Source organism: Jiangella muralis, assembly GCF_001270745.1.
Taxonomy (GTDB): Bacteria; Actinomycetota; Actinomycetes; order Jiangellales; family Jiangellaceae; genus Jiangella; species Jiangella muralis.
Window position 1 is genome coordinate 105,927 of sequence record NZ_LFXL01000025.1, and the last position, 18,959, is coordinate 124,885.

The window sequence follows — 18,959 nt, forward strand, 5'->3', positions numbered from 1 at the left end:
TACGTCTCCACGCTACAACGCGACCCGGCGGAAGGACATTCCTTCACCGGCTCCAGGTCCTCGCGACCCGCTCGGCGACGGCGGCCAGGCTCTCCCGCGGCCGGCCGAACGACTCGTCGGCGCCGACGATGTCGACCATCGCGTACGCGGCCTCGATGCCGTTGACCCGCAACTCGCGGTTGCCGACCTGCACGGCGCCGGCGACGGCGAGGCACGGACGCAGCGCCGGCCCGGCCAGCGCGGCCAGCCCGGACACGACCTTGCCGCTCATCGACTGCCAGTCCAGCTTCCCCTCCCCCGTGATGACGAGATCGACGCCGGCGATCAGCTCGGGCAGCCCGACGGCGTGTGCGACGGTGTCGAAGCCCGGCTCGCGGACCCCGCCGAGCAGCAGCAGCCCGTACCCCAGCCCGCCCGCCGCGCCCGCGCCCCGGTGGTCCGCGACCCGCCGGTCGGCGAGGTCGGCGAACGTCGTCAGCGCGGCGTCGGCGGCCAGCCGGTCGGCATCTGAGACGAGGCCCTTCTGCGGGCCGAACACGTTGGTGGCGCCGCGCAGCCCCAGCAGCGGGTTGTCGACGTCTGACGCCGCCACCAGCTCGACGCCGGCCAGCCGGGCCGTCGCCGGGGCGAGGTCCAGCGCCGTCAGCCCGGCCAGCGCGTCGGGCCCGCCGCGCAGCGCGCCGGACGGCGTCGACTCCGCGCCCAGCGCCGCGAGCAGGCCGGCGCCGCCGTCGTTCGTCCCCGAGCCGCCCAGGCCGACGACCACGCGGCGCGCCCCGGCATCGACGGCGTGCGCGATCAGCTCGCCGACGCCGTACGTGGACGCCCGCGCCGCGACGCCCGGGACCGGTGTGCGCCCGTCGTCGCCCAGCGGCAGCAGCGCCAGCCCGCAGGCCTGCGCCGACTCGATGTACGCGACGTCGCCGGCCAGCAGGAACGTCGCCGGGACGGGCTCGCCGAGCGGCCCGCTGACGGTGGCGGCGAGCAGTTCGCCGCCCAGGCTGGAGTGCAGGACGTCGACGAAGCCGGGCCCGCCGTCGGCCATCGGGACCGTGACGACCTCGTCGCCGGGTGCGTAGCGCCGCCAGCCCTCGGCGATGGCGTCGGCGGCCTCGACGGCGGTGAGTGTTCCGGCGAACTTGTCCGGTGCAACCAGGATCCGCATGACCCAGAAGCATGCCGTACCAGGCCTCCGGCCCGGTCGGCCGGATCCGCGGGGTCCCGTTGGTTAGGCGGGCGACTATGTCGGGTATCGTCCGGGCAAGTGACATGACCAGCGGCTATGGGAAGCGGGTTCGCGCTGGTGGAGTCTGAGGCAGACAACGAGGTCGCCGCCGGCGTTGCCGGGCGGCCCAGAGGTGCGCCGTGACGGCCTCGGCTGGCGGCGGGTCCTGGCCGGGCGACCTGCCCGAACGCGAGCAGCGGTCCGCGCGGCCGAAGAAGCCGGTGCGCACCGCGCTGACCGGCGGCACCCTCCTGTGGTCCGACGGCCGGCTGGCGCCGGGCACCGTGGTGTTCGGCAACGGCGTCGTCCAGACCATCGCCGCCGGCGAGGTGCCCGCCGGCACCGAGCCCACCGACGCGGTCCGGGTCGACATCGTCCACGACGTCACCGGGCACATCGTCGCGCCGGGCTTCGTCGACACCCATGTCCACGGCGGCCTGGGCAAGAGCTTCATGACGGCGGACGCCGAGTCCGGGACCCGCATCTCGCGCTGGCTCGCCGCCGGCGGCGTCACCGCCTGCCTGGCCACCACGACCAGCGTCGAGACCTCCCAGCTGCATCAGACGCTGGCCGGGCTGGCCACGCTGCGCGGCCGGCTGGCCGGCGGGCTGGGCGTCGAGCTGCTCGGCATCCACGTCGAGGGGCCGTTCCTCGCCGGCGCACACCGCGGCGCGCACCAGCGCGAGCACCTGCGGCTGCCGTCGCCGGAGGCGGTCGACGCGCTGCTGGAGGCCGGCGACGGCGCCGTCCAGGTGGTGACGCTGGCGCCGGAGCTGCCCGACGGCATGGACACCGTCGCCCGGCTGGCCGACGCCGGCGTGCACCCGTCGCTGGGCCATTCCGCCGCCTCCTTTCAGCAGGCCAAGGCCGCCATCGGGCGCGGGCTGGACCGCGCCGCGCACCTGTACAACGCGCTGCCGCCGATCCACCACCGCGACCCCGGCCCGGTGCCGGCGCTGCTCACCGACCCGCGGGTGCGGTGCGAGCTGATCGGCGACGGCGTCCACGTAGCGCCGGAGATGCTCCACTTCGCCCTCGACGTCGCCGGCTGGGAGCGGCTCATGCTGGTCAGCGACGGGTGCGAGGTCGCCGGCCTGCCGCTGGGGCGGCACCGGCGCTGGGACCGCACCGAGGTCGAGGTGGCCGAGACGGCGGTGCGGACGCCGGACGGCGCGGTCGCGGGCAGCGTCACCCGGCTGAGCGACTCCGTCCGCACCGTCGTCCGCGACGGCGGCATCTCCCTCTCCGACGCGCTGCGGATGGCCTCGGCCGTGCCCGCGGAGTCGCTCGGGCTGGCCGACCGTGGCCGGCTGACCCCCGGCCGCGTGGCCGACATCGTCGTCCTGGACGCCGACCTGCGGGTCCGCACGACCTACGTCCGCGGTGAGATCATCTTCGACCGCGAGGAGATGGGCCAGGGGTAGCGCGGCCGCGGCGGACCTGGTGGTGTGGGGCCATGCGGATCCGGCCGATGCGCCCCGAGGACGTCGACGCGGCGGAGCGACTGACGGCGCTCGCGTACGGCGCGGAACGCACCGACCCGGGGCGGCGGCGCTGGTGCGACCGGATCCGGCACCTGCTGACGACCGACCCGGGCGGCTGCTGGGTGGCGGACACGGACGGCACGGGCCCGGCCGATGCCGCCGGCCAGGGCACCCCCGGCGGAGCCGGCTCCGGCACGGCCGATGCCGCCGGCCAAGGCACCCCCGGCGCAGCCGGCTCGGTAGTCGGCGTGGCCGTCGCGCTGCGCCGCGACCTGCTGTGGGTGCTGTCGGCGTACGCGGTCCACCCCGATCACCAGCGCCGCGGCATCGGCGCCGCGCTGCTCGACGCCGCCGTCGGCTACGGGGCCGGCTGCCTGCGCGGCCTGCTGACGTCGCGCCCCGACCCGCAGGCGCTGCGGCGCTACCGCCGGGCCGGGTTCACGCTGCACCCGACCATGCGGCTCTCCGGCGTCGTCGACCGGTCCACGCTGCCCGCCGTCGACGGCGTCCGCGGCGGCACCGCGGCCGACCTCGACCTCGTCGACTCCGTCGACCGCCGGGTGCGCGGCGCCACCCACCGTCCGGACCACGCGTTCGTGCTGGCCAGCAGCCGGTTGCTGGTGTGCGACCTGCTGACCGGCAGCGGCTACGTGTTCCTCACGGACCGGGGCGTCGAGCGGCTGGCGGCGACGAACCGCGCGGTGGCGCAGCGGCTGTTGTGGGCAGCGCTGGCCGCGACGGCGCCCGGCTCAGCCGTCGACGTGCGGAATCTCACATCCGACCAGGAGTGGGCCGTCGACGTCGGACTCGCCGCTGGTCTGCGCCTCGACCACGACGCCTACCTGGCGTTACGGCACCTGCGACCGCCCGCGCCGTACGTCCCGTCCACCGCGTTCGGCTGAGCGGGCCCGCGCTTCGCGGGCAGCGCGACGGGAGAAAGTGGGACGATTGTCGGTACGGCGCGCGTTGTATCAGTGCCGAGGCGACGCGCGGTCGTAATGACCGCTGGATAAGGGGCTGACCAGCTGTGACCGTCACTCAGACTCCGTCGACACCCGTCCCGCTGCTCCTCTTGGGCCGCGGCGCCGACCCGCAGAGCGAACGCGGCGTGGAGTGTCCCGGCGACCTCCCCGCGGCCAGCGACCCCGGCCTCGTCGAGCGGGCCCGGGCGGCGAAGGCCGCGTTGGGCGACCGCGTCTTCGTGCTCGGGCACCACTACCAGCGCGACGAGGTCATCCAGTTCGCCGACGTCACCGGCGACTCCTTCAAGCTGGCCCGCGACGCCGCTGCCCGCCCCGAGGCCGAGTTCATCGTCTTCTGCGGCGTGCATTTCATGGCCGAGTCGGCCGATATCCTGACCGGCGGCGACCAGCAAGTGGTCCTGCCCGACCTCGCGGCCGGCTGCTCCATGGCCGACATGGCCCGCATCCTGCAGGTCGAGGACGCGTGGGCGCGGCTGGCCGAGGCCGGCGTGGCCGACATGACAGTCCCGGTCACGTACATGAACTCCTCCGCCGACATCAAGTCGTTCTGCGGCCGCAACGGCGGCGCCGTCTGCACGTCCAGCAACGCCAAGCAGGCACTGGACTGGGCGTTCGAACAGGGCGAGAAGGTGCTGTTCCTGCCCGACCAGCACCTCGGCCGCAACACCGCCGTCCTGCAGCTGGGGCTGTCGCTGGACGACTGCGTGGTCATCGACCCGCACAAGCCGGGCTTCGGCGTCACCGACGAGGAGCTGCGCGCGGCGAAGATGCTGCTCTGGAAGGGGCACTGCTCGGTGCACGGCCGGTTCACCGCCGAGTCCGTGGCCGACGTCCGCGCCCGCATCCCCGGCGTCAACGTGCTCGTGCACCCCGAATGCCAGTACGAGGTCGTCGTGGGCGCCGACCACGTCGGGTCGACGGAGTACATCATCAAGACCATCGCGGCCGCGCCGGCCGGCTCTGCCTGGGCCGTCGGCACCGAGCTGAACCTGGTCAAGCGGCTGGCCGACGAGCACCCCGACAAGACGGTGGTGTTCCTGGAGAAGACGGTCTGCTTCTGCGCCACCATGAACCGCATCGACCTCCCGCACCTGGTGTGGGCGCTGGAGAACCTGGTCGAGGGCCGCGTCGTCAACCGCATCGAGGTCGACGCCGACACCGCCCACTGGGCGCGGGTGGCGCTGGACCGCATGCTCGCGCTACCCGGCAGCGGCGCCGTCAAGGACTGACGGCCGGCCCGGATGCCGCGGCGATGAGTTCCGGCCGGGTCGCGGGTCGGTACCGGTGACCCGTCCGCGACTCACGGAGGACACCATGAGCACGCCCGCCGACCCCGCGACCACCCGACCCGGCCGCCCGCCCGTGGCCGACCACGCCACCTGGCAGGCCGCCCGCGACGAGCTGCTGGTGCGGGAGAAGGCGCACACCCGCGAGGGTGACGCCATCGCCGCTGCTCGCCGCCGGCTGCCGATGGTGGAGTTCGACGGCAGGACCGAGGTCGTCGGGCCCGACGGCCCGGTGCCGTTCCTGGAGCTGTTCCAGGGCCGCGACGAACTCGTCGTCTACAAGCACATGTGGTGGGACGGCGCGCCGCACCAGGGACAGTGCGAGGGCTGCACCTACGCGGCATGGAACCTGAGGGACGCGGTATACCTCAACGCCCGCGGTGTCTCGTTCGCCATCCTGACCACGGGCCGGTGGGACGAGGTGGCCGCCTACGTCGAGTTCATGGGCTACTCGCAGCCCTGGTACTCCGTGCGCGACGTCGCCGCGCCGGTCGGCGGCCCGATGGGATACGTCACGTGCTTCCTGCGCGACGGCGACCGCACGTTCCTCACCTATTCCACGACCGGTCGCGGCAACGAGACGGCGAACGCGACGTTCGGCCTCCTCGACCTCACGCCCTACGGCCGCGGCGAGGCATGGGAGGACCACCCTTCGGGCCGGCCGGAAGGGCGCGACGCGTGCTGGTACTGGCGCTCCGACGCCGACGGCACCGCAGGCTGGGGTCCGGACAGCCGGCCCGTGCCGCAGTGGACCCGTCCCGGCGCGACTCCAGAGCAGACACTCGGGCGACGCGGCCACCACCACTGAGCGGGACGGGGTCAGACGCCGGGGGCGCCCCAGACCGGGAACCAGCGGCTGACGTCGGGCTCGATCGGGAGGTCGCCGCCGACCAGCGCGCGCACCTGCAGCTCCAGCGCGTTGTCGCGGTCCTGCCGCTGCACGTCGAGCGGCGCGAACGGGTAGAACGTGCCGCGCTTGTAGAGGTACACCAGCGCGACCCGGCGGCCGTCGTCGTCGCGCAGGCCGATGGTGGTGCACAGCAGCGACGGGCCGAACCCGGCCTCCTCGAGGGTGGAGTTCACCGCGTGGAGGTCGGTGCACAGCTCCGGCATCTGTGCCGGCTCGCGCCGCACCACCAGCCAGGTGTAGCCGTAGTCGTCGTGCACCTCTTCCGGCTCGGCGCCGCCGAGCAGCGTGGTGATGTCGGCCTTCAGCCGGGCGAACGGGCCGCCCTCGGCCTGCCGGAAGCACACCGCGCCCACCCCGGTGGGATGCTGCTGGGCCGACGCCTCCAGCGTCAGCGCCGCCGTGGGCAGCGCGAACAGCGCGTCGAGATTCGGCTGGACCTGCTTGGAACGCCCGAAGATGGCGTCGAGGAAACCCACGTAAGTGTCACTCCCGGCCCAGCTCGACGGAGATGCGGCTGAGCTGATCGAGCCGCTTGTCCAGCGGCGGGTGCGAGGCGAAGAGCGAGGCGATGTCGAGCTTGCCGGTGAGCGCCGGGACGAAGAAGAACGCGTTGTACGGCTCGGCCGCGCGAAGGTCCTTCTTCGGGATGCGGGCCATGTCGCCGGAGATCTTGGTCAGCGCACTGGCCAGGGCCGACGGCTGGCCGGTGAGGATGGCGCCGGCGCGGTCGGCGGCCAACTCGCGGTAGCGGGAGAGCAGCCGGGTGAGCAGGAAGCTGACGCCGTAGACCACGGCCGCGACGACCGTGACGACCAGCACCATGACGGCCGCGTTGTTGTTGTTATTGTTCCGGCTCAACCCGGACCACAGCAGCATGCGGGTCAGGAAGCCGGCCAGCACGCCCACCACCGACGCGATGGTCATGACCAGGACGTCGCGGTGCGCCACGTGCGACAGCTCGTGCGAGAGGACGGCCTCGAGCTCGCGCTCGTCGAGCCGGCCCTGCAGTCCGGTGGTGACGGCGACGACGGCACGCTCGGGGCTGCGGCCGGCGGCGAACGCGTTGGGGATGTCGGTGTCGGCGATGGCCACGCGCGGCTTCGGCATGTCGGCGAGCGCGCACAGCCGGTCGATCATGGCGTGCAGCTCGGGCGCCTCCTGCGGCGAGACCTCACGCGCGCCCATGCCGGCCAGCGCCAGCTTGTCGGAGAAGTACCACTGGCCCCAGAACACACCCAGGCCGATGATGACACCCAGCCAGATGCTGCTCGTGCCATAGGAGATGGCGCCGATGAGCACCACGTAGAGCAGAGCCAGGACCACCATCGTCAGGCCCATCCGGGCCGACAGACCGCGGTCCGGGGCGAACCTCGAGCGGGCCAACGCTTGCTTCCTTTCCTACCTGCGGCGGCGATACCGCATTCATCCAGTACAACGCCGAAACGACGGCCGTTCGTTCCCGTAGCCGCCGGGGCGGGCCCGGCTCGGACCCACCCGGCGGCACCGGGGTCACTTGGCCGGCGGCTCCGACGGGACCAGGCCCTCGTCGGTGAGCAGCTCGCGCACCTCGTCGATGTGCGCCTCGTCGTACGGGAGCACGAGGTCGCTGTCGACCAGGACGTCGTCGGCGACCGCGGTGCCCGCCCGGCGGACCTCGTCGAGCAGCGCCTTCAACGCCGCGCGGAACGCGTCGTCGTCGCCGCCGTCGATGGACTCGCCCAGCGCGTCGTCGAGCCGGTTGAGCTCGTCGAGGTGGGTGTCGTCGACCTCGAACTGGCCCTCACCCATGATGCGGATGATCACAGCTGGCCCTCCTCACGCTGCCGCTGCGGCTCGGCCGCGTCGGCGGCCGGAGCCGCGCCGTTGCCCTCGAGCTGCTTCGGCGGCTCGGCGCCGCCGGTGATCTCCTGCTTCATGCGCGACAGTTCGAGCTCGACGTCGCTGGTCGAGGCCAGCCGGTCCAGCTCGAGCGAGATGTCGTCCTTCGACGTGCCGGTGGGGTCGTCGAGAGCGCCCGACGCCAGCAGCTCGTCGATGGCGCCGGCTCGCGCCTGCATGTTCGCCGTCTTGTCCTCGGCGCGCTGGACGGCCAGGCCGACGTCGCTCATCTCTTCGGAGATGCCGCTGAACGCCTCGCCGATGCGCGTCTGCGCCTCGGCCGCGGTGTAGCTGGCCTTGATGGTCTCCTTCTTCGTGCGGAAGGACTCGACCTTGGCCTGCAGCCGCTGCGCCGCGAGCGTGAGCTTCTCTTCCTCGACCTGCAACGACTGGTGCTGCGTCTCGAGGTCGGTGATCTGGTTCTGCAGACCCGACCGGCGGGTCAGAGCCTCGCGGGCGAGGTCCTCGCGGCCGAGCGACAGCGCCTTCTGCGCCTGCTCCTGCAGCTTGCTGGACTGCCCCTGCAGCTGCGTCATCTGGACCTCGATGCGCTTGCGACTGGTGGCGACGTCGGCGACGCCGCGGCGCACCTTCTGAAGCAGCTCGAGCTGCTTCTTGTACGAGTAATCGAGCGTCTCCCGGGGGTCCTCGGCGCGGTCGAGCGCCTTCTCGGCCTTCGCCCGGAAGATCATGGACATTCGCTGGAGGATCCCCATGAGGCCAGGTATCCCTTTCTCGAGCAGATGGAGCACTGCGACACACAGTGTTTCCACCCAACCCTACGGCGTATGGCGGCAGCGTGGCAGGGCCGGTGTGAATACTGTCCTACCCTGGTAGACGTGTTCCGTCGCCGAACTTCTCCCGAGACCGCCGACGTCCCCGTCGATGCCGACGCCGACGACGCCACCCGTCCGTCCGGCAAGGGCCGCCCGACGCCCAAGCGTTCAGAGGCCGAGCAGGCCCGCAAGCAGCGGGTCCGGCCGGCGCTGAACAAGCGCGAGGCCATGCGCCGCGAGCGCGAGCGCATGCGCTCCGACCGCGCCAAGACGCGCCAGGCGATGAACACCGGCGACGAGAAGCACTACCTGGCCCGCGACCAGGGCGAGGTGCGGCGGTTCGTCCGCAACTACGTCGACTCCCGGCGCACGGTGGCCGAGTTCTTCCTGCCGCTCATCCTGGTCATCCTGCTGACCAGCCTCATCGGCGTCCCGGCCATCCAGTTCGCGTCCACCATCATCTGGCTCGGCGTCATGGTGCTGCTCATCGTCGACTTGACGATTCTCGGCATGCGGGTGAAGCGTGAGGTGCGAAAGCGCTTCCCCGACGACCCAGGGAAGGGACACGTGCTGTACGCCATCACCCGCGCCACCCAGCTTCGCCGGCTCCGCCTACCCAAACCCCAGGTCAAGCCCGGGACGCTCGTGTGAGCACGGCGCCCACGGCCGACCGCGACGACACCGGCCTCTTCATCCGCGCGCTGCGCTACTCCGACCCCGTCGTGCGGGCGTTGGAGAGCGAACTGCAGGTGGAGTACGCCGAGCGCTACGGCGATCCCGACGAGGGCCCGATCCTCCCCGAGCAGTTCACGCCGCCCGAGGGCCTGTTCCTCGTCGGCTTCGTCGGGAACGAGCCGGTCGCCACCGGCGGCTTCCGCAAGCACGACGACGGCGTCGCCGAGATCAAGCGCATGTACGTGGCGCACGAGCACCGCGGCGGCGGCCACGCCCGCCGGCTGCTGGCCGAGCTGGAGGCGCAGGCCATCCGGGCCGGCTACCGCCGCGTCGTCCTCGAGACCGGCCTCAAGCAGCCCGAGGCGATGTCGCTCTACCAGTCCAGCGGGTACGCCGACACCGAACCGTACGGCTACTACAGCGAGGCCGAGTTCAGCCGCTTCTTCACCAAGAACCTGGACGACACCACCGGCGCCTGAGCCGATAGATTCGCGTGCATGGAATTTCGCACCCTCGGCCGATCCGGCCTCAAGATCAGTGAGATCGCGTACGGCAACTGGATCACCCACGGCTCCCAGGTGCAGGACGACACCGCCGTCGCCTGCGTGCGTGCGGCCCTCGACGCCGGCGTCACCACGTTCGACACCGCCGACGTCTACGCGGCCGGCCGCGCCGAGGAGGTCCTCGGGCGGGCGCTGGCGGGCCTTCGGCGCGAGTCGCTGGAGATCTTCACCAAGGTGTTCTGGCCGGCCGGGCACGACGGCCCCAACGACCGCGGGCTGTCGCGCAAGCACATCCTCGAGTCCGTCGACAACTCGCTGCGCCGCCTCGGCGTCGACTACGTCGACCTCTACCAGGCGCACCGGTGGGACGCCGGCACGCCGCTGGAGGAGACGATGGAGGCCTTCGCCGACGTCGTCCGGTCCGGCAAGGCGCTCTACATCGGCGTCTCGGAGTGGACCGCCGACCAGCTCCGGCAGGGCCACGCGCTCGCCCGCGAACTGCGCATCCCGTTCATCTCGAACCAGCCCGAGTACTCCATGCTGTGGCGGGTCATCGAGCCCGAGGTGGTACCGGCCGCCGAGGACGTCGGCATCTCCCAGATCGTCTTCTCCCCCATCGCCGAGGGCGTGCTCACCGGGAAGTACCAGCCGGGCCGGACCGCGCCCGAGGGTTCTCGTGGCGCCATGACCGGCGGCGGCTCCGCCATCGGGCGACGCTGGCTGAACGACGACGTGCTCACCCGGGTGCAGAACCTGCGGCCGCTGGCCGAGCAGGCCGGGCTCTCACCGGCCCAGCTGGCGGTCGCGTGGGTGCTGCAGAACCCGAACGTCGCGGCCGCCATCGTCGGCGCGTCGCGGCCGGAGCAGGTCACCGAGAACGTCGCGGCCAGCGGCATCACGCTGGAACCGGACCTGCTGACGGCCATCGACGACATCCTCGGCGACGCCGTCGTGACCGACCCGGCCGAGACCGCCAAGCGGTCGCCGAAGTACTGACGAACCCGCGCGCGGCTGACCGGACCACACCGGACCGGGCTGACCGGCCCGGGCTGACCGGCCCGGGCTGACCGGCCCGGGCTGACCGGCCCGGGCTGACCGGCCTGGGCTGACCGGCCCGCCGCGACGCGGCGCCTCGCCGAGCCGGTGTGACGCGGGCGGCGGCTGGATGAGCGAGATCCTCGGGCGGCTGCGGCGCGTGCGCAAGGATGATCATGGCGCTATTTGTGTCGCCAGAGCAGCATCAACCGCGCCATGATCATGGTTCTCACCAGTGCGAGGGGGCGATCGTTCGCACGGTCACCGGCTGCCGCAACCGGACTCAGACGGCGCGGGTGGCGAGCGCGGCGCGGGTGGCGAGGTCGCTCAGCTGGGGATGTCTGACGGATCTTGGTGAACGCGGGCCAACTCGCGTGGTAGTTATGACCCTCCCCGTTCGGGTGGGTGGCCCACCCTACGGGCGGGCACCGACAACGTCCGCTCGGTGATCGGCCGCGCCCGCCCACCCGCCACACCGCGGCGGCAGGGTCGCCCGCGGCGCCACCCGGCCGCCTGTTCGCCCGCGGGCCTGCCACACGGCGCCACCTCGCCGCCTGGTCACCCGCGGCGCCACCCGGCCGCCTGGTCGCCCGCAGGGTCGTTCGTCAGTCCGGCGGGGCGAGGCTCATCGGGCCGTAGACGTCGCGGCCCTCCTCGACCAGCACCACCGAGTCGACGCCGGCTTCGACCAGCTCGCGCCAGTGCTCGCCGAGCCAGCTCTCGGCGTCGGACTGGGTCGGGAACCCGGCATCCGAGCGTCCCGCTCCGTCGTCGACGCCCGCCGCGGGCGTTCCGTCCGGTGCCAGGAACCGCCACGTCCAGCTCATCTTCGCCTCCCGATCGACGCCGTCACTGCGCCCGACAGTACGGTCCGCCGTTCGCGGACCGTCGACCGGCCCGATGTGCGCCACGTCACATTCATCCCGGCGTCATGACCGGCCGCCCGCTCTGTCTTGACGGGTACAAGGGCGCGTCGTTGCCGCGCAGGGGACGGCAACGACGCGCCCTCGGTCTGCCTCGAAGGCTTCTTGACAAGACACGCGTCATGCTGTTGCCTTCCGCGTAAAGTTCAGTTCGCGGGGGGCGGGAGTTCATCGACGTGGGTAGTTCAGCGCCCGCAAGGGGCGAGCGTCTGCTCAGCGACCCGGACGTCTTCCGGTACGTGGCGGCGCGCATCGTTTCGTTGACCGGCTCGGCAGTCACCTTCATCGCCATGCCGGTCCTCATCTACGGCATCACCGCGTCGGCCACGTGGACGTCGCTGGTGATCGTCGCCGAGGCCATGCCGTACCTGATCTTCGGCCTGTGGGCCGGTGCGCTCGCCGACCAGGCCGACCGCCGCCGGATGATGGTCCTCGCCGACCTGCTGGCGGCCATCGCGCTGGCCACCGTGCCGATCGCGTTCTGGTTCGACGCGCTGACGGCCGCCCATGTGCTCGTCGCCGCATTCGTCGTGCGGACCATCTACGTGTTCTTCGACGCCGCCAACCAGGGCGCGCTGCCCACGCTCGTCGGCCGCGAACGGCTGCCGGCGGCGAACGCGCTGGTGGCGGGCGGCAGCACGGTCGCCGAGACGGTGGTGCCGATGCTCGCGGGCGCGCTCATCGTCGTCATCTCCCCCGCGTCGATCATCGCCATCGACGTGCTGACGTTCGTCGCGTCGGCGCTGCTGATCCGCGGCGTCGTCCGGCCGCTGACCGGCGCGCGGGCGCCCGAGAGCACGCTGCGGCTGTCGGCCGTCGCTGAGGGCACCCGGTTCATCCTGCGGCACGAGATCATCCGGGTGATGATCGTCATCGGCGTGCTGGTGGCGTTCAGCGCCGGGTCGCTGATGGCCATCCTCGTCGTCTGGGCCGACCGCACCCTCGGCATCCAGGAGGGCGACTGGCGGCTCGGCATGCTGTTCGGCGCGTGGGGCATCGGCGCCGTCGTCGGCAGCATCCTGATGCCCCGGCTGATGCGCCGCTTCGGCGGGGCACGGTCGGCGCTGCTCGTGCTGCCGTTCGCGGCCGCCGCCGGTGTCGCCGTCGCGCTGGCGCAGAGCTGGCTGTCCGGCGCGCTGGCGATCGCCGGCTGGTCGCTGATGTACCTCGTCATCGCGACCATCTCGGTGACGCTGCGGCAGCAGGTGACCCCGGAGCGGCTGATGAGCCGCGTCATGACGGCCGGCCGCATGGCCACCTTCGGCGTCGGCTACCCGCTGGGCGCGGTCGCCGCCGGTGCGCTGGCCGGTGCGGTCGACACCGACCAGGCGGTGCTGGTGTGCCAGCTGTCGCTGGTGGTCGCGGCGATCGTCGGCTGGCTGTCGCCGCTGCGGACGGCGCCGCGGCGGCTGGAGGTCGCCGAGGGCTGAGGTCGCGGTCGTCAACCGACGCTGACAAGCTCACCCGAGATCGGCACGAGCAGGTCACCGTCGGCGCCGACGGCGAGCGGTCCGGTGACCGGCCTTCCTGGCTGCCACTCGCCGCGAACACCGGTGCTGTCGAAGAAGAACACGTAACAGTCGTCCGACAGGTCGAAATCCGGTGCGTGGTACGTGGCCCAGCGTTCGGGCGTTGGGCTGCCCGCTGCCGCCACGACGCCTGTCGAACCGCCGACCATGCTGCGTACGGCCGTGGGAACCACGTGCTGGAACAACTTCTCTCCAGTGGCGATGTCGACGGCTGTCACCGTGGGGAGAAGTTGGCCGTAGTCGTCCTTCTCCGGCCAGCCGGGCACGAACAGCCGCTCCCGGTCCCCGTCAGTCAGCGGCACCGCCAGCGGCTTGGGCGGAAGGTGTGCAGGCAGCGGATGGACCGTGCCCTGCCGCGTATCCGCCAGCGCGTAGCCCACCAGGTGAGGTGTCCGGACCGCCACGAGGATCCGCCCGCCGGACAACCCGACGAGCGGCCCTTGGACCTCCACCTCACCCGACTCGGGCGCGACCTGGCGCAGATCGATCGTCCACACCGGATCGCCGGCGCCACCGAACGCGCGCAGAGTCGCCCCGTCGGCGACGATCACCTGATCCGACTGGACGAGTGGCCGGCCCACCGACCAGCTTGCGAGCTCGTGCTGCCATCCCCAACGACCGTCCGGTGTGGTGGCGCGCAGGACCGTGCTGCCGTCCAGCCACACCAGGAACGCGAGGAGCCCGTTCGGCAGCACAGCGGGATCGGAGCGGAGCTGGGGCTCCCGGATCGTGTTCACGAGCCGGCCGGTTCGCTGTTCCCGCACCGCCAGGCCATCGGTCGCACCGATGACGAGCAGGCCGTCGTCGAGCAGAAGGGGGCTCCAGGCTGCGCTGGTGTCGATCGACCAGCTCACGACCGGCCCGTCCAGCGCGGTGATCCCGCCGCCCGCGGAGACGAAGGAGGTGCCGTCGGCCGTGACCGAGATCCCGGCGACGTGGTCGTAGGGAAGCGGGACGCGCCATCGCACCTGTCCTGTCGCGGACAGCGGCAGGCGGGAGGTCCGGTCGTTGGCGGGACTGCCGAGCGGAGACTGCCAGGGCTGGCCCACTGTGTTCGCCTCGTCGATGACGGTCCTGGCCGGCCGGTCCGGTTCAGCTCTCCTTCGTCGACGGCTGGACGAACGGCGGCTTGACCACCTCGAACGCCTCGGCCCGGCCGCGCACGTCGACCTGGACCTCGGCGCCGTCGGCGACGCCGGGCGGCAGCAGCGCCAGCCCGATGCCCTGCTTCAGCGTCGGCGAGAACGTCCCGGACGTCACCGTGCCGGCCGGCGCGCCGTCGATCGACACCGCCATGCCCGGACGCGGGATGCCGCGGCCGCGTGCCTTGATGCCCCGCAGGCGCCGGGCCGGCCCGGCCGCCTTCTCCGCCAGCAGCGCGTCGCGGCCCCAGAAGGCCGGCTTGGACCAGCCGACCGCCCAGCCGGCCCGCGCCTGCACCGGCGAGATGTCCAGCGAGAGGTCCTGGCCGTGCAGCGGGTAGCCCATCTCGGTGCGCAGGGTGTCGCGGGCGCCCAGCCCGGCGGGGGCGATACCGAACCCGGAACCGGCCGCCAGCAGCGCGTCCCACACCCGCCCGGCGTCGTCCCACGGGACCAGCAGCTCGTACCCGCGCTCGCCGGTGTAGCCGGTGCGGCAGACGACCAGCGCGACGCCGTCGAGCGTGGCCTCGGCGAACGACATGTACGCGTGGCCTGTCGGCAGCCCGAGCGCGTCGAGCACCTCGTCGCTCTTCGGGCCCTGGACGGCGAGGACGGCGAAGTCGCGGTGCCGGTCGCGCACCTCGACGCCGGCGGGCGCGGCGGCCGCGAGCCGGCGCACCACCTCGGCGTTGTTGGCGGCGTTCGGCACCAGCAGCAGGTCGTCGTCGGCCCGCAGGTACACGATGAGGTCGTCGACCACGCCGCCGGACTCGTCGCAGCACAGCGTGTACTGCGCCTCCCCCGGCCCGATCTTCTCCAGCGCGTTCGTCAGGCACGAGTCGACGAACGCCCGCGCCCCCGGCCCGGTGACCGACGCCTTGCCGAGGTGGCTGACGTCGAACAGGCCGGCCCGCTCGCGGACGGCCGTGTGCTCGTCGACGATGCCGGTGTACTGCAACGGCATCGACCAGCCGCCGAACTCGGCGAACTTGGCGCCCAGCGCCACGTGGCGGTCGTAAAGGGACGTTCTGGCGAGGTCGTCGGTCGTCACGGCCACACCCTACGGGGTCTACCCTCGGGCGCATGGTCGCCTCGGTCGCCGTCCTCTCCGACGTCCACGGGGCGCTGCCCGCGCTCGATGCGGTGCTGGCTGAGCCGGACGTGCGGGCGGCCGAGCGCATCGTGCTGACCGGCGACATCGCGGCCGGGCCCATGCCCGTCGAGACGCTCGACCGGCTGGTCGCCGAGGGCGAGCGGGTGGTGTGGGTGCGCGGCAACGCCGACCGCGAGCTGGTCGCCGTCGCGCGCGGCGGGACGTCCGGCATCGACGTCTCGGACTGGGCCGGGAAGCAGCTCCGAGCAGATCAGATCGACCTGCTGGCGAACCTGCCACACCCGGTCACGCTGGACGTCGGCGGCTTCGGGCCGGTGCTGTTCTGCCACGGCACGCCCCGCGACGACGACGAGGTCGTCCTGGTCGACAGCTCGCTCGCCCGCTGGGCCAAGGTGCTGTCGGCCGTGCCGGACGACGTGCGCACCGTCGTCTGCGGCCACACCCACATGCCGTTCCAGCGCCTCGTCGACCGCCGCCTGGTAGTCAACCCGGGCAGCGTCGGCATGCCGTACGGCCGGCCCGGGCCGCACTGGGCGCTGCTGCGCGACGGCGTCGTGTCGTTGCGGCGCACGGCGATCGAGCCGGACGCGCTGGGCGACGCGGTCGTGGCGGCGAGCGGGTACCCGGGCCGGGCCGCGTGGGCGGACGAGTACGCGCGCGCCGTCCACTCCGACGCCGAGGCGCTGACGGTGTTCGCACCGCGGGCCGGACACGAGGTGACCCGGCGGTAGCATCGGGCGAATCGACTGAAACACGTGCGACGTCAGGAGAACCGTGACCAGCATTGCCCTGTCCTCCGCCGCCCCGACGGGCCTCAAGGTCGACGCCGTCGTCGTGGGTGTGGCCCCGGGCGACGACGACGTCGTCCTGCTGCCGGGCAGCGAATCCCTCGACAAGGCCCTGAAGGGCTCGCTGGCGAAGCTGCTGAGTCAGCTCGGCGCCACCGGGAAGGCCGACGAGGTCACGAAGCTGCCGGCGATGGGCGCCGCGAAGGCCGGCCTGCTGGTCGCCGTCGGGACCGGTCCGCTGGCCGAGGCCGGCACGCCCGCCCGGCACGAGTCGCTGCGCCGGGCCGCCGGCGCCGCCGCCCGCGCGCTGGCCGGCCAGCAGTCCGCCGCCATCGCGCTGCCGGTGCTCGACGAGGGCGACGCCGCCGCCGTCGCCGAGGGCCTCACGCTCGGCGCCTACACCTTCGACCAGTACAAGAGCGGCGACCCGACGGCGCCGGTCGGGTCGATCACGCTGATCGGCCCCGGCGTCAAGGCCAAGGGCGTCAAGGACGCCGTCACCCGGGCCGAGACCGTCGCCGCCGCCGTCAACCGCGCCCGCGACTGGGTCAATCTCCCGCCGCGCGACCTCACCCCGGTCACGTTCGCCGACGCCGCCACCAAGCTGGCCAAGAGCGCCAAGCTCGACGTCGAGGTGCTCGACGAGAAGGCGCTGGCCAAGGGCGGCTACGGCGGCCTCATCGGGGTCGGTCAGGGCTCGGCCAACCCACCGCGGCTGGTCCGCGTCGCCTACCGGCCGTCGCGGGCGAAGAAGCACGTCGCGTTCGTCGGCAAGGGCATCACGTTCGACTCCGGCGGCCTGTCGCTCAAGCCGGCCGACAGCATGGTCGAGATGAAGAGCGACATGAGCGGCGCCGCGGCCGTCATCGCCGCCGTGCATGCCATCGCCCAGCTCGGCACCAAGGTCGCCGTCACCGCGTACGCCGCCATGGCCGAGAACATGCCGTCGGGCAGCGCGCAGCGTCCCTCCGACGTCATCACCATCTACGGCGGCAAGACCGTCGAGGTGCTCAACACCGACGCAGAGGGCCGCCTGGTGCTGGCCGACGGCATCGTGCGGGCTGCCGAGGACGAGCCCGACCTCATCGTCGACGTCGCCACGCTGACCGGCGCCGCCGTCGTCGCGCTGGGCAAGCGGGTCTCCGGCATCATGGCCAACGACGACGACCTGAGCGCCCGCATCCACGACGTCGCCGGCCGCGCCGGCGAGGCCATGTGGCCGCTGCCGCTGCCGGTCGAGCTGCGCGAGAAGCTCGACTCCCCCATCGCCGACATCGCCAACATCGGCGACCGCTGGGGCGGCGCGCTGCAGGCCGGGCTGTTCCTTCAGGAGTTCGTCGCCGACGGCATCGGCTGGGCGCACCTCGACATCGCCGGGCCCGCGTTCAGCGACAAGCCGTTCGGCTACACCCCGAAGGGCGGCACCGGCGCCGCCGTCCGCACGCTGGTGCAGCTGGTGGAGGACGTCGCCGCCGACATCTGACGGCTCAGGACGGCGGTCGCAAGCAGGGTGTGTCTCCCAGGTCTCGGCCGTCGCGCAGTAGGCCATGAACCCGGGAGACGCACCCTAGATGAACGAGTCCTCTTGATCTACGCAGCTTGGGTGGACTGATCGCCGCGGGTGTCTTGGCACTGCTGACCGCGCTGAACTCGGGACGAACCGGACGTCCGGGCGGCGATCGGCCTAGCCAAGGTGATGGCCGGTGACCGGCCCATCAGGCCGGTCGGCCCGGTCGATTCGGTCGGGCCGGGCTTCGCGTTGGCTCGCCGACCGTGCGCCGGGTTCCGCGCGGTACGGGGACCGTCTGGGCACACCTCACTTCACCCGGGCCGGGGGCACCTCACCACGCGAGTGACGTCGACGCCCTGAGCCGTCTTCGATAGCCAGAACCGTCCGAAAGGCCCCTCGAACACGACTCCCGCCATCGAAGACGGCGCCAGGAGTCGAGGACGACCAACGGCGCACCGGCACGAACGACGAACGCCAGCCAGCCAGGCAAACGGCGAGCGGCGCACCCGGGCGGGCTGTGCCCGCACTTCCCCCGTCCCCCTGATAGCTGCCCGTACTTGGCCGCGGTGCCGCGGGTCAAGCGGTGCTTCGCACGCGCGAAGCGCCCTCTGGCTCCGCTTGAGGCGCGGTGCCGCGGCTAAGAAAATGGGCAGCAGGGGGACGGCCCACTGCCACAAAACGGCCAACGCGGCAGACCCCCGCTAACGCAGCAGACCCCCGCCCACTGCCGCACCACGAAGCGAGCACTACCCCACCGACGCGCCCGCCGCACCCGCGCCAGCCGGCATCGCCGACGAAACGTCCACGATCACACGGACGCACTCATCTAGGCGCTGCGGCCACCGTTCTTGCGATTCCACTCGCGCATGCGCTGCGGGTAGCCGACGACCTGCGCGTCGTAGGCCGGGATGCCCAGCTTGCGGGCCAGCCCGTGCGCCGCGGCGGCGTCGCGGACCCGGCGCCGCGTCCACTCGCCGTCGTGGGCGACGAAGACGACGGTGGTGGCGGTCATGGTGGTCGGCGGCTCGACGAACGCCTCGACGCCCCGGCGGGTGCGGGCGAACTCCTCGAGGTGCTTGACGTCGGCGGAGTCGGCAGCACGATCCAAGCTGCCTTCGGCGCTCTTCCGCCGTCGCCGGAACAACCCCATCGTCTCGACCTCCGAGTGCGTTCGCTGGTGGGAACCAGACACTACCTG

19 protein-coding genes are annotated in these 18,959 nt (G+C 72.6%); 10 read left to right on the forward strand and 9 right to left on the reverse strand.

Annotated features, from left to right (window positions below; genetic code table 11):
* Positions 1-43: 43 nt before the first annotated feature.
* Positions 44-1,165: a glycerate kinase family protein gene (locus tag ACW62_RS20720; RefSeq protein ID WP_053206021.1), complete on the reverse strand. Its 1,122-nt coding sequence runs from the start codon at positions 1,163-1,165 to the stop codon at positions 44-46.
* Positions 1,166-1,365: 200 nt separating this feature from the next.
* Here ACW62_RS20720 and nagA point away from each other — a divergent pair, with 200 nt between their 5' ends.
* From nagA to ACW62_RS20740, 4 genes are all read left to right on the forward strand, one after another.
* On the forward strand, positions 1,366-2,649 hold the full coding sequence (nagA, locus tag ACW62_RS20725; protein ID WP_053206022.1) for an N-acetylglucosamine-6-phosphate deacetylase: 1,284 nt from the start codon (positions 1,366-1,368) through the stop codon (positions 2,647-2,649).
* A gap of 32 nt (positions 2,650-2,681) precedes the next feature.
* Positions 2,682-3,611 carry a GNAT family N-acetyltransferase gene (locus tag ACW62_RS20730; RefSeq protein WP_053206023.1) on the forward strand — a complete coding sequence of 310 codons (930 nt, stop codon included), beginning with the start codon at positions 2,682-2,684 and terminating at the stop codon, positions 3,609-3,611.
* Between the two features lie 125 nt (positions 3,612-3,736).
* Positions 3,737-4,921, forward strand: coding sequence for a quinolinate synthase NadA (gene nadA, locus ACW62_RS20735; RefSeq protein WP_053206024.1), 1,185 nt, complete (start codon positions 3,737-3,739; stop codon positions 4,919-4,921).
* An 85-nt stretch (positions 4,922-5,006) separates the two neighbouring features.
* A complete protein-coding gene (locus ACW62_RS20740) occupies positions 5,007-5,786 on the forward strand; it encodes a DUF899 family protein (protein ID WP_053206025.1) in 780 nt (259 codons plus the stop codon).
* A gap of 11 nt (positions 5,787-5,797) precedes the next feature.
* Here the strand turns inward: ACW62_RS20740 and pspAB are convergent, their stop codons facing one another.
* The 4 genes from pspAB to ACW62_RS20760 all read right to left on the reverse strand — a co-directional run bounded on the left by pspAB (position 5,798) and on the right by ACW62_RS20760 (position 8,482).
* Positions 5,798-6,364 carry a PspA-associated protein PspAB gene (pspAB, locus tag ACW62_RS20745; RefSeq protein ID WP_053206026.1) on the reverse strand — a complete coding sequence of 189 codons (567 nt, stop codon included), beginning with the start codon at positions 6,362-6,364 and terminating at the stop codon, positions 5,798-5,800.
* 7 nt (positions 6,365-6,371) lie between these two features.
* A complete protein-coding gene (gene htpX, locus ACW62_RS20750) occupies positions 6,372-7,271 on the reverse strand; it encodes a zinc metalloprotease HtpX (RefSeq protein ID WP_053206027.1) in 900 nt (299 codons plus the stop codon).
* A gap of 126 nt (positions 7,272-7,397) precedes the next feature.
* Positions 7,398-7,691, reverse strand: coding sequence for a PspA-associated protein PspAA (gene pspAA / locus ACW62_RS20755; RefSeq protein ID WP_053206028.1), 294 nt, complete (start codon positions 7,689-7,691; stop codon positions 7,398-7,400).
* Positions 7,688-8,482, reverse strand: a complete 795-nt coding sequence (locus ACW62_RS20760) for a PspA/IM30 family protein (protein WP_053206029.1) — start codon at positions 8,480-8,482, stop codon at positions 7,688-7,690. Before ACW62_RS20760 ends, pspAA begins: the two co-directional genes overlap by 4 nt.
* A gap of 123 nt (positions 8,483-8,605) precedes the next feature.
* Here ACW62_RS20760 and ACW62_RS20765 point away from each other — a divergent pair, with 123 nt between their 5' ends.
* From ACW62_RS20765 to ACW62_RS20775, 3 genes are read left to right on the forward strand one after another with little or no spacing between them, the layout of a single operon-like run.
* A complete protein-coding gene (locus ACW62_RS20765; protein WP_053206030.1) occupies positions 8,606-9,193 on the forward strand; it encodes a DUF3043 domain-containing protein in 588 nt (195 codons plus the stop codon).
* Entirely contained in the window at positions 9,190-9,696 is a 507-nt protein-coding gene (locus ACW62_RS20770) for a GNAT family N-acetyltransferase (protein WP_240477360.1), read from the forward strand. Before ACW62_RS20765 ends, ACW62_RS20770 begins: the two co-directional genes overlap by 4 nt.
* An 18-nt stretch (positions 9,697-9,714) precedes the next feature.
* Complete coding sequence (locus ACW62_RS20775) at positions 9,715-10,716, forward strand: aldo/keto reductase family protein (RefSeq protein WP_053206031.1); 1,002 nt, start codon at positions 9,715-9,717, stop codon at positions 10,714-10,716.
* 644 nt (positions 10,717-11,360) lie between these two features.
* Here ACW62_RS20775 and ACW62_RS20780 read toward each other — a convergent pair.
* On the reverse strand, positions 11,361-11,582 hold the full coding sequence (locus tag ACW62_RS20780; protein WP_053206144.1) for a hypothetical protein: 222 nt from the start codon (positions 11,580-11,582) through the stop codon (positions 11,361-11,363).
* A gap of 272 nt (positions 11,583-11,854) precedes the next feature.
* On the opposite strand from ACW62_RS20780, the gene ACW62_RS20785 reads away from it, so the two are divergent.
* Positions 11,855-13,108 (forward strand): MFS transporter, encoded by a 1,254-nt coding sequence (locus ACW62_RS20785; protein ID WP_276202961.1) that lies wholly within the window; start codon positions 11,855-11,857, stop codon positions 13,106-13,108.
* Positions 13,109-13,119: 11 nt separating this feature from the next.
* Here the strand turns inward: ACW62_RS20785 and ACW62_RS20790 are convergent, their stop codons facing one another.
* Together ACW62_RS20790 and gcvT are read right to left on the reverse strand one after the other, a co-directional pair.
* Positions 13,120-14,256: a PQQ-binding-like beta-propeller repeat protein gene (locus ACW62_RS20790; protein WP_053206033.1), complete on the reverse strand. Its 1,137-nt coding sequence runs from the start codon at positions 14,254-14,256 to the stop codon at positions 13,120-13,122.
* Between the two features lie 43 nt (positions 14,257-14,299).
* Complete coding sequence (gcvT, locus tag ACW62_RS20795) at positions 14,300-15,406, reverse strand: glycine cleavage system aminomethyltransferase GcvT (RefSeq protein WP_053206034.1); 1,107 nt, start codon at positions 15,404-15,406, stop codon at positions 14,300-14,302.
* 26 nt (positions 15,407-15,432) lie between these two features.
* Between gcvT and ACW62_RS20800 the strand changes: the two genes are divergently transcribed.
* Positions 15,433-16,194 (forward strand): metallophosphoesterase family protein, encoded by a 762-nt coding sequence (locus ACW62_RS20800; protein WP_053206035.1) that lies wholly within the window; start codon positions 15,433-15,435, stop codon positions 16,192-16,194.
* 43 nt (positions 16,195-16,237) lie between these two features.
* Positions 16,238-17,734: a leucyl aminopeptidase gene (locus ACW62_RS20805; protein WP_053206036.1), complete on the forward strand. Its 1,497-nt coding sequence runs from the start codon at positions 16,238-16,240 to the stop codon at positions 17,732-17,734.
* Between the two features lie 853 nt (positions 17,735-18,587).
* On the opposite strand, the gene ACW62_RS20810 is transcribed toward ACW62_RS20805, so the two are convergent.
* A complete protein-coding gene (locus ACW62_RS20810) occupies positions 18,588-18,911 on the reverse strand; it encodes a hypothetical protein (protein ID WP_053206037.1) in 324 nt (107 codons plus the stop codon).
* Between the last annotated feature and the right edge of the window lie 48 nt (positions 18,912-18,959).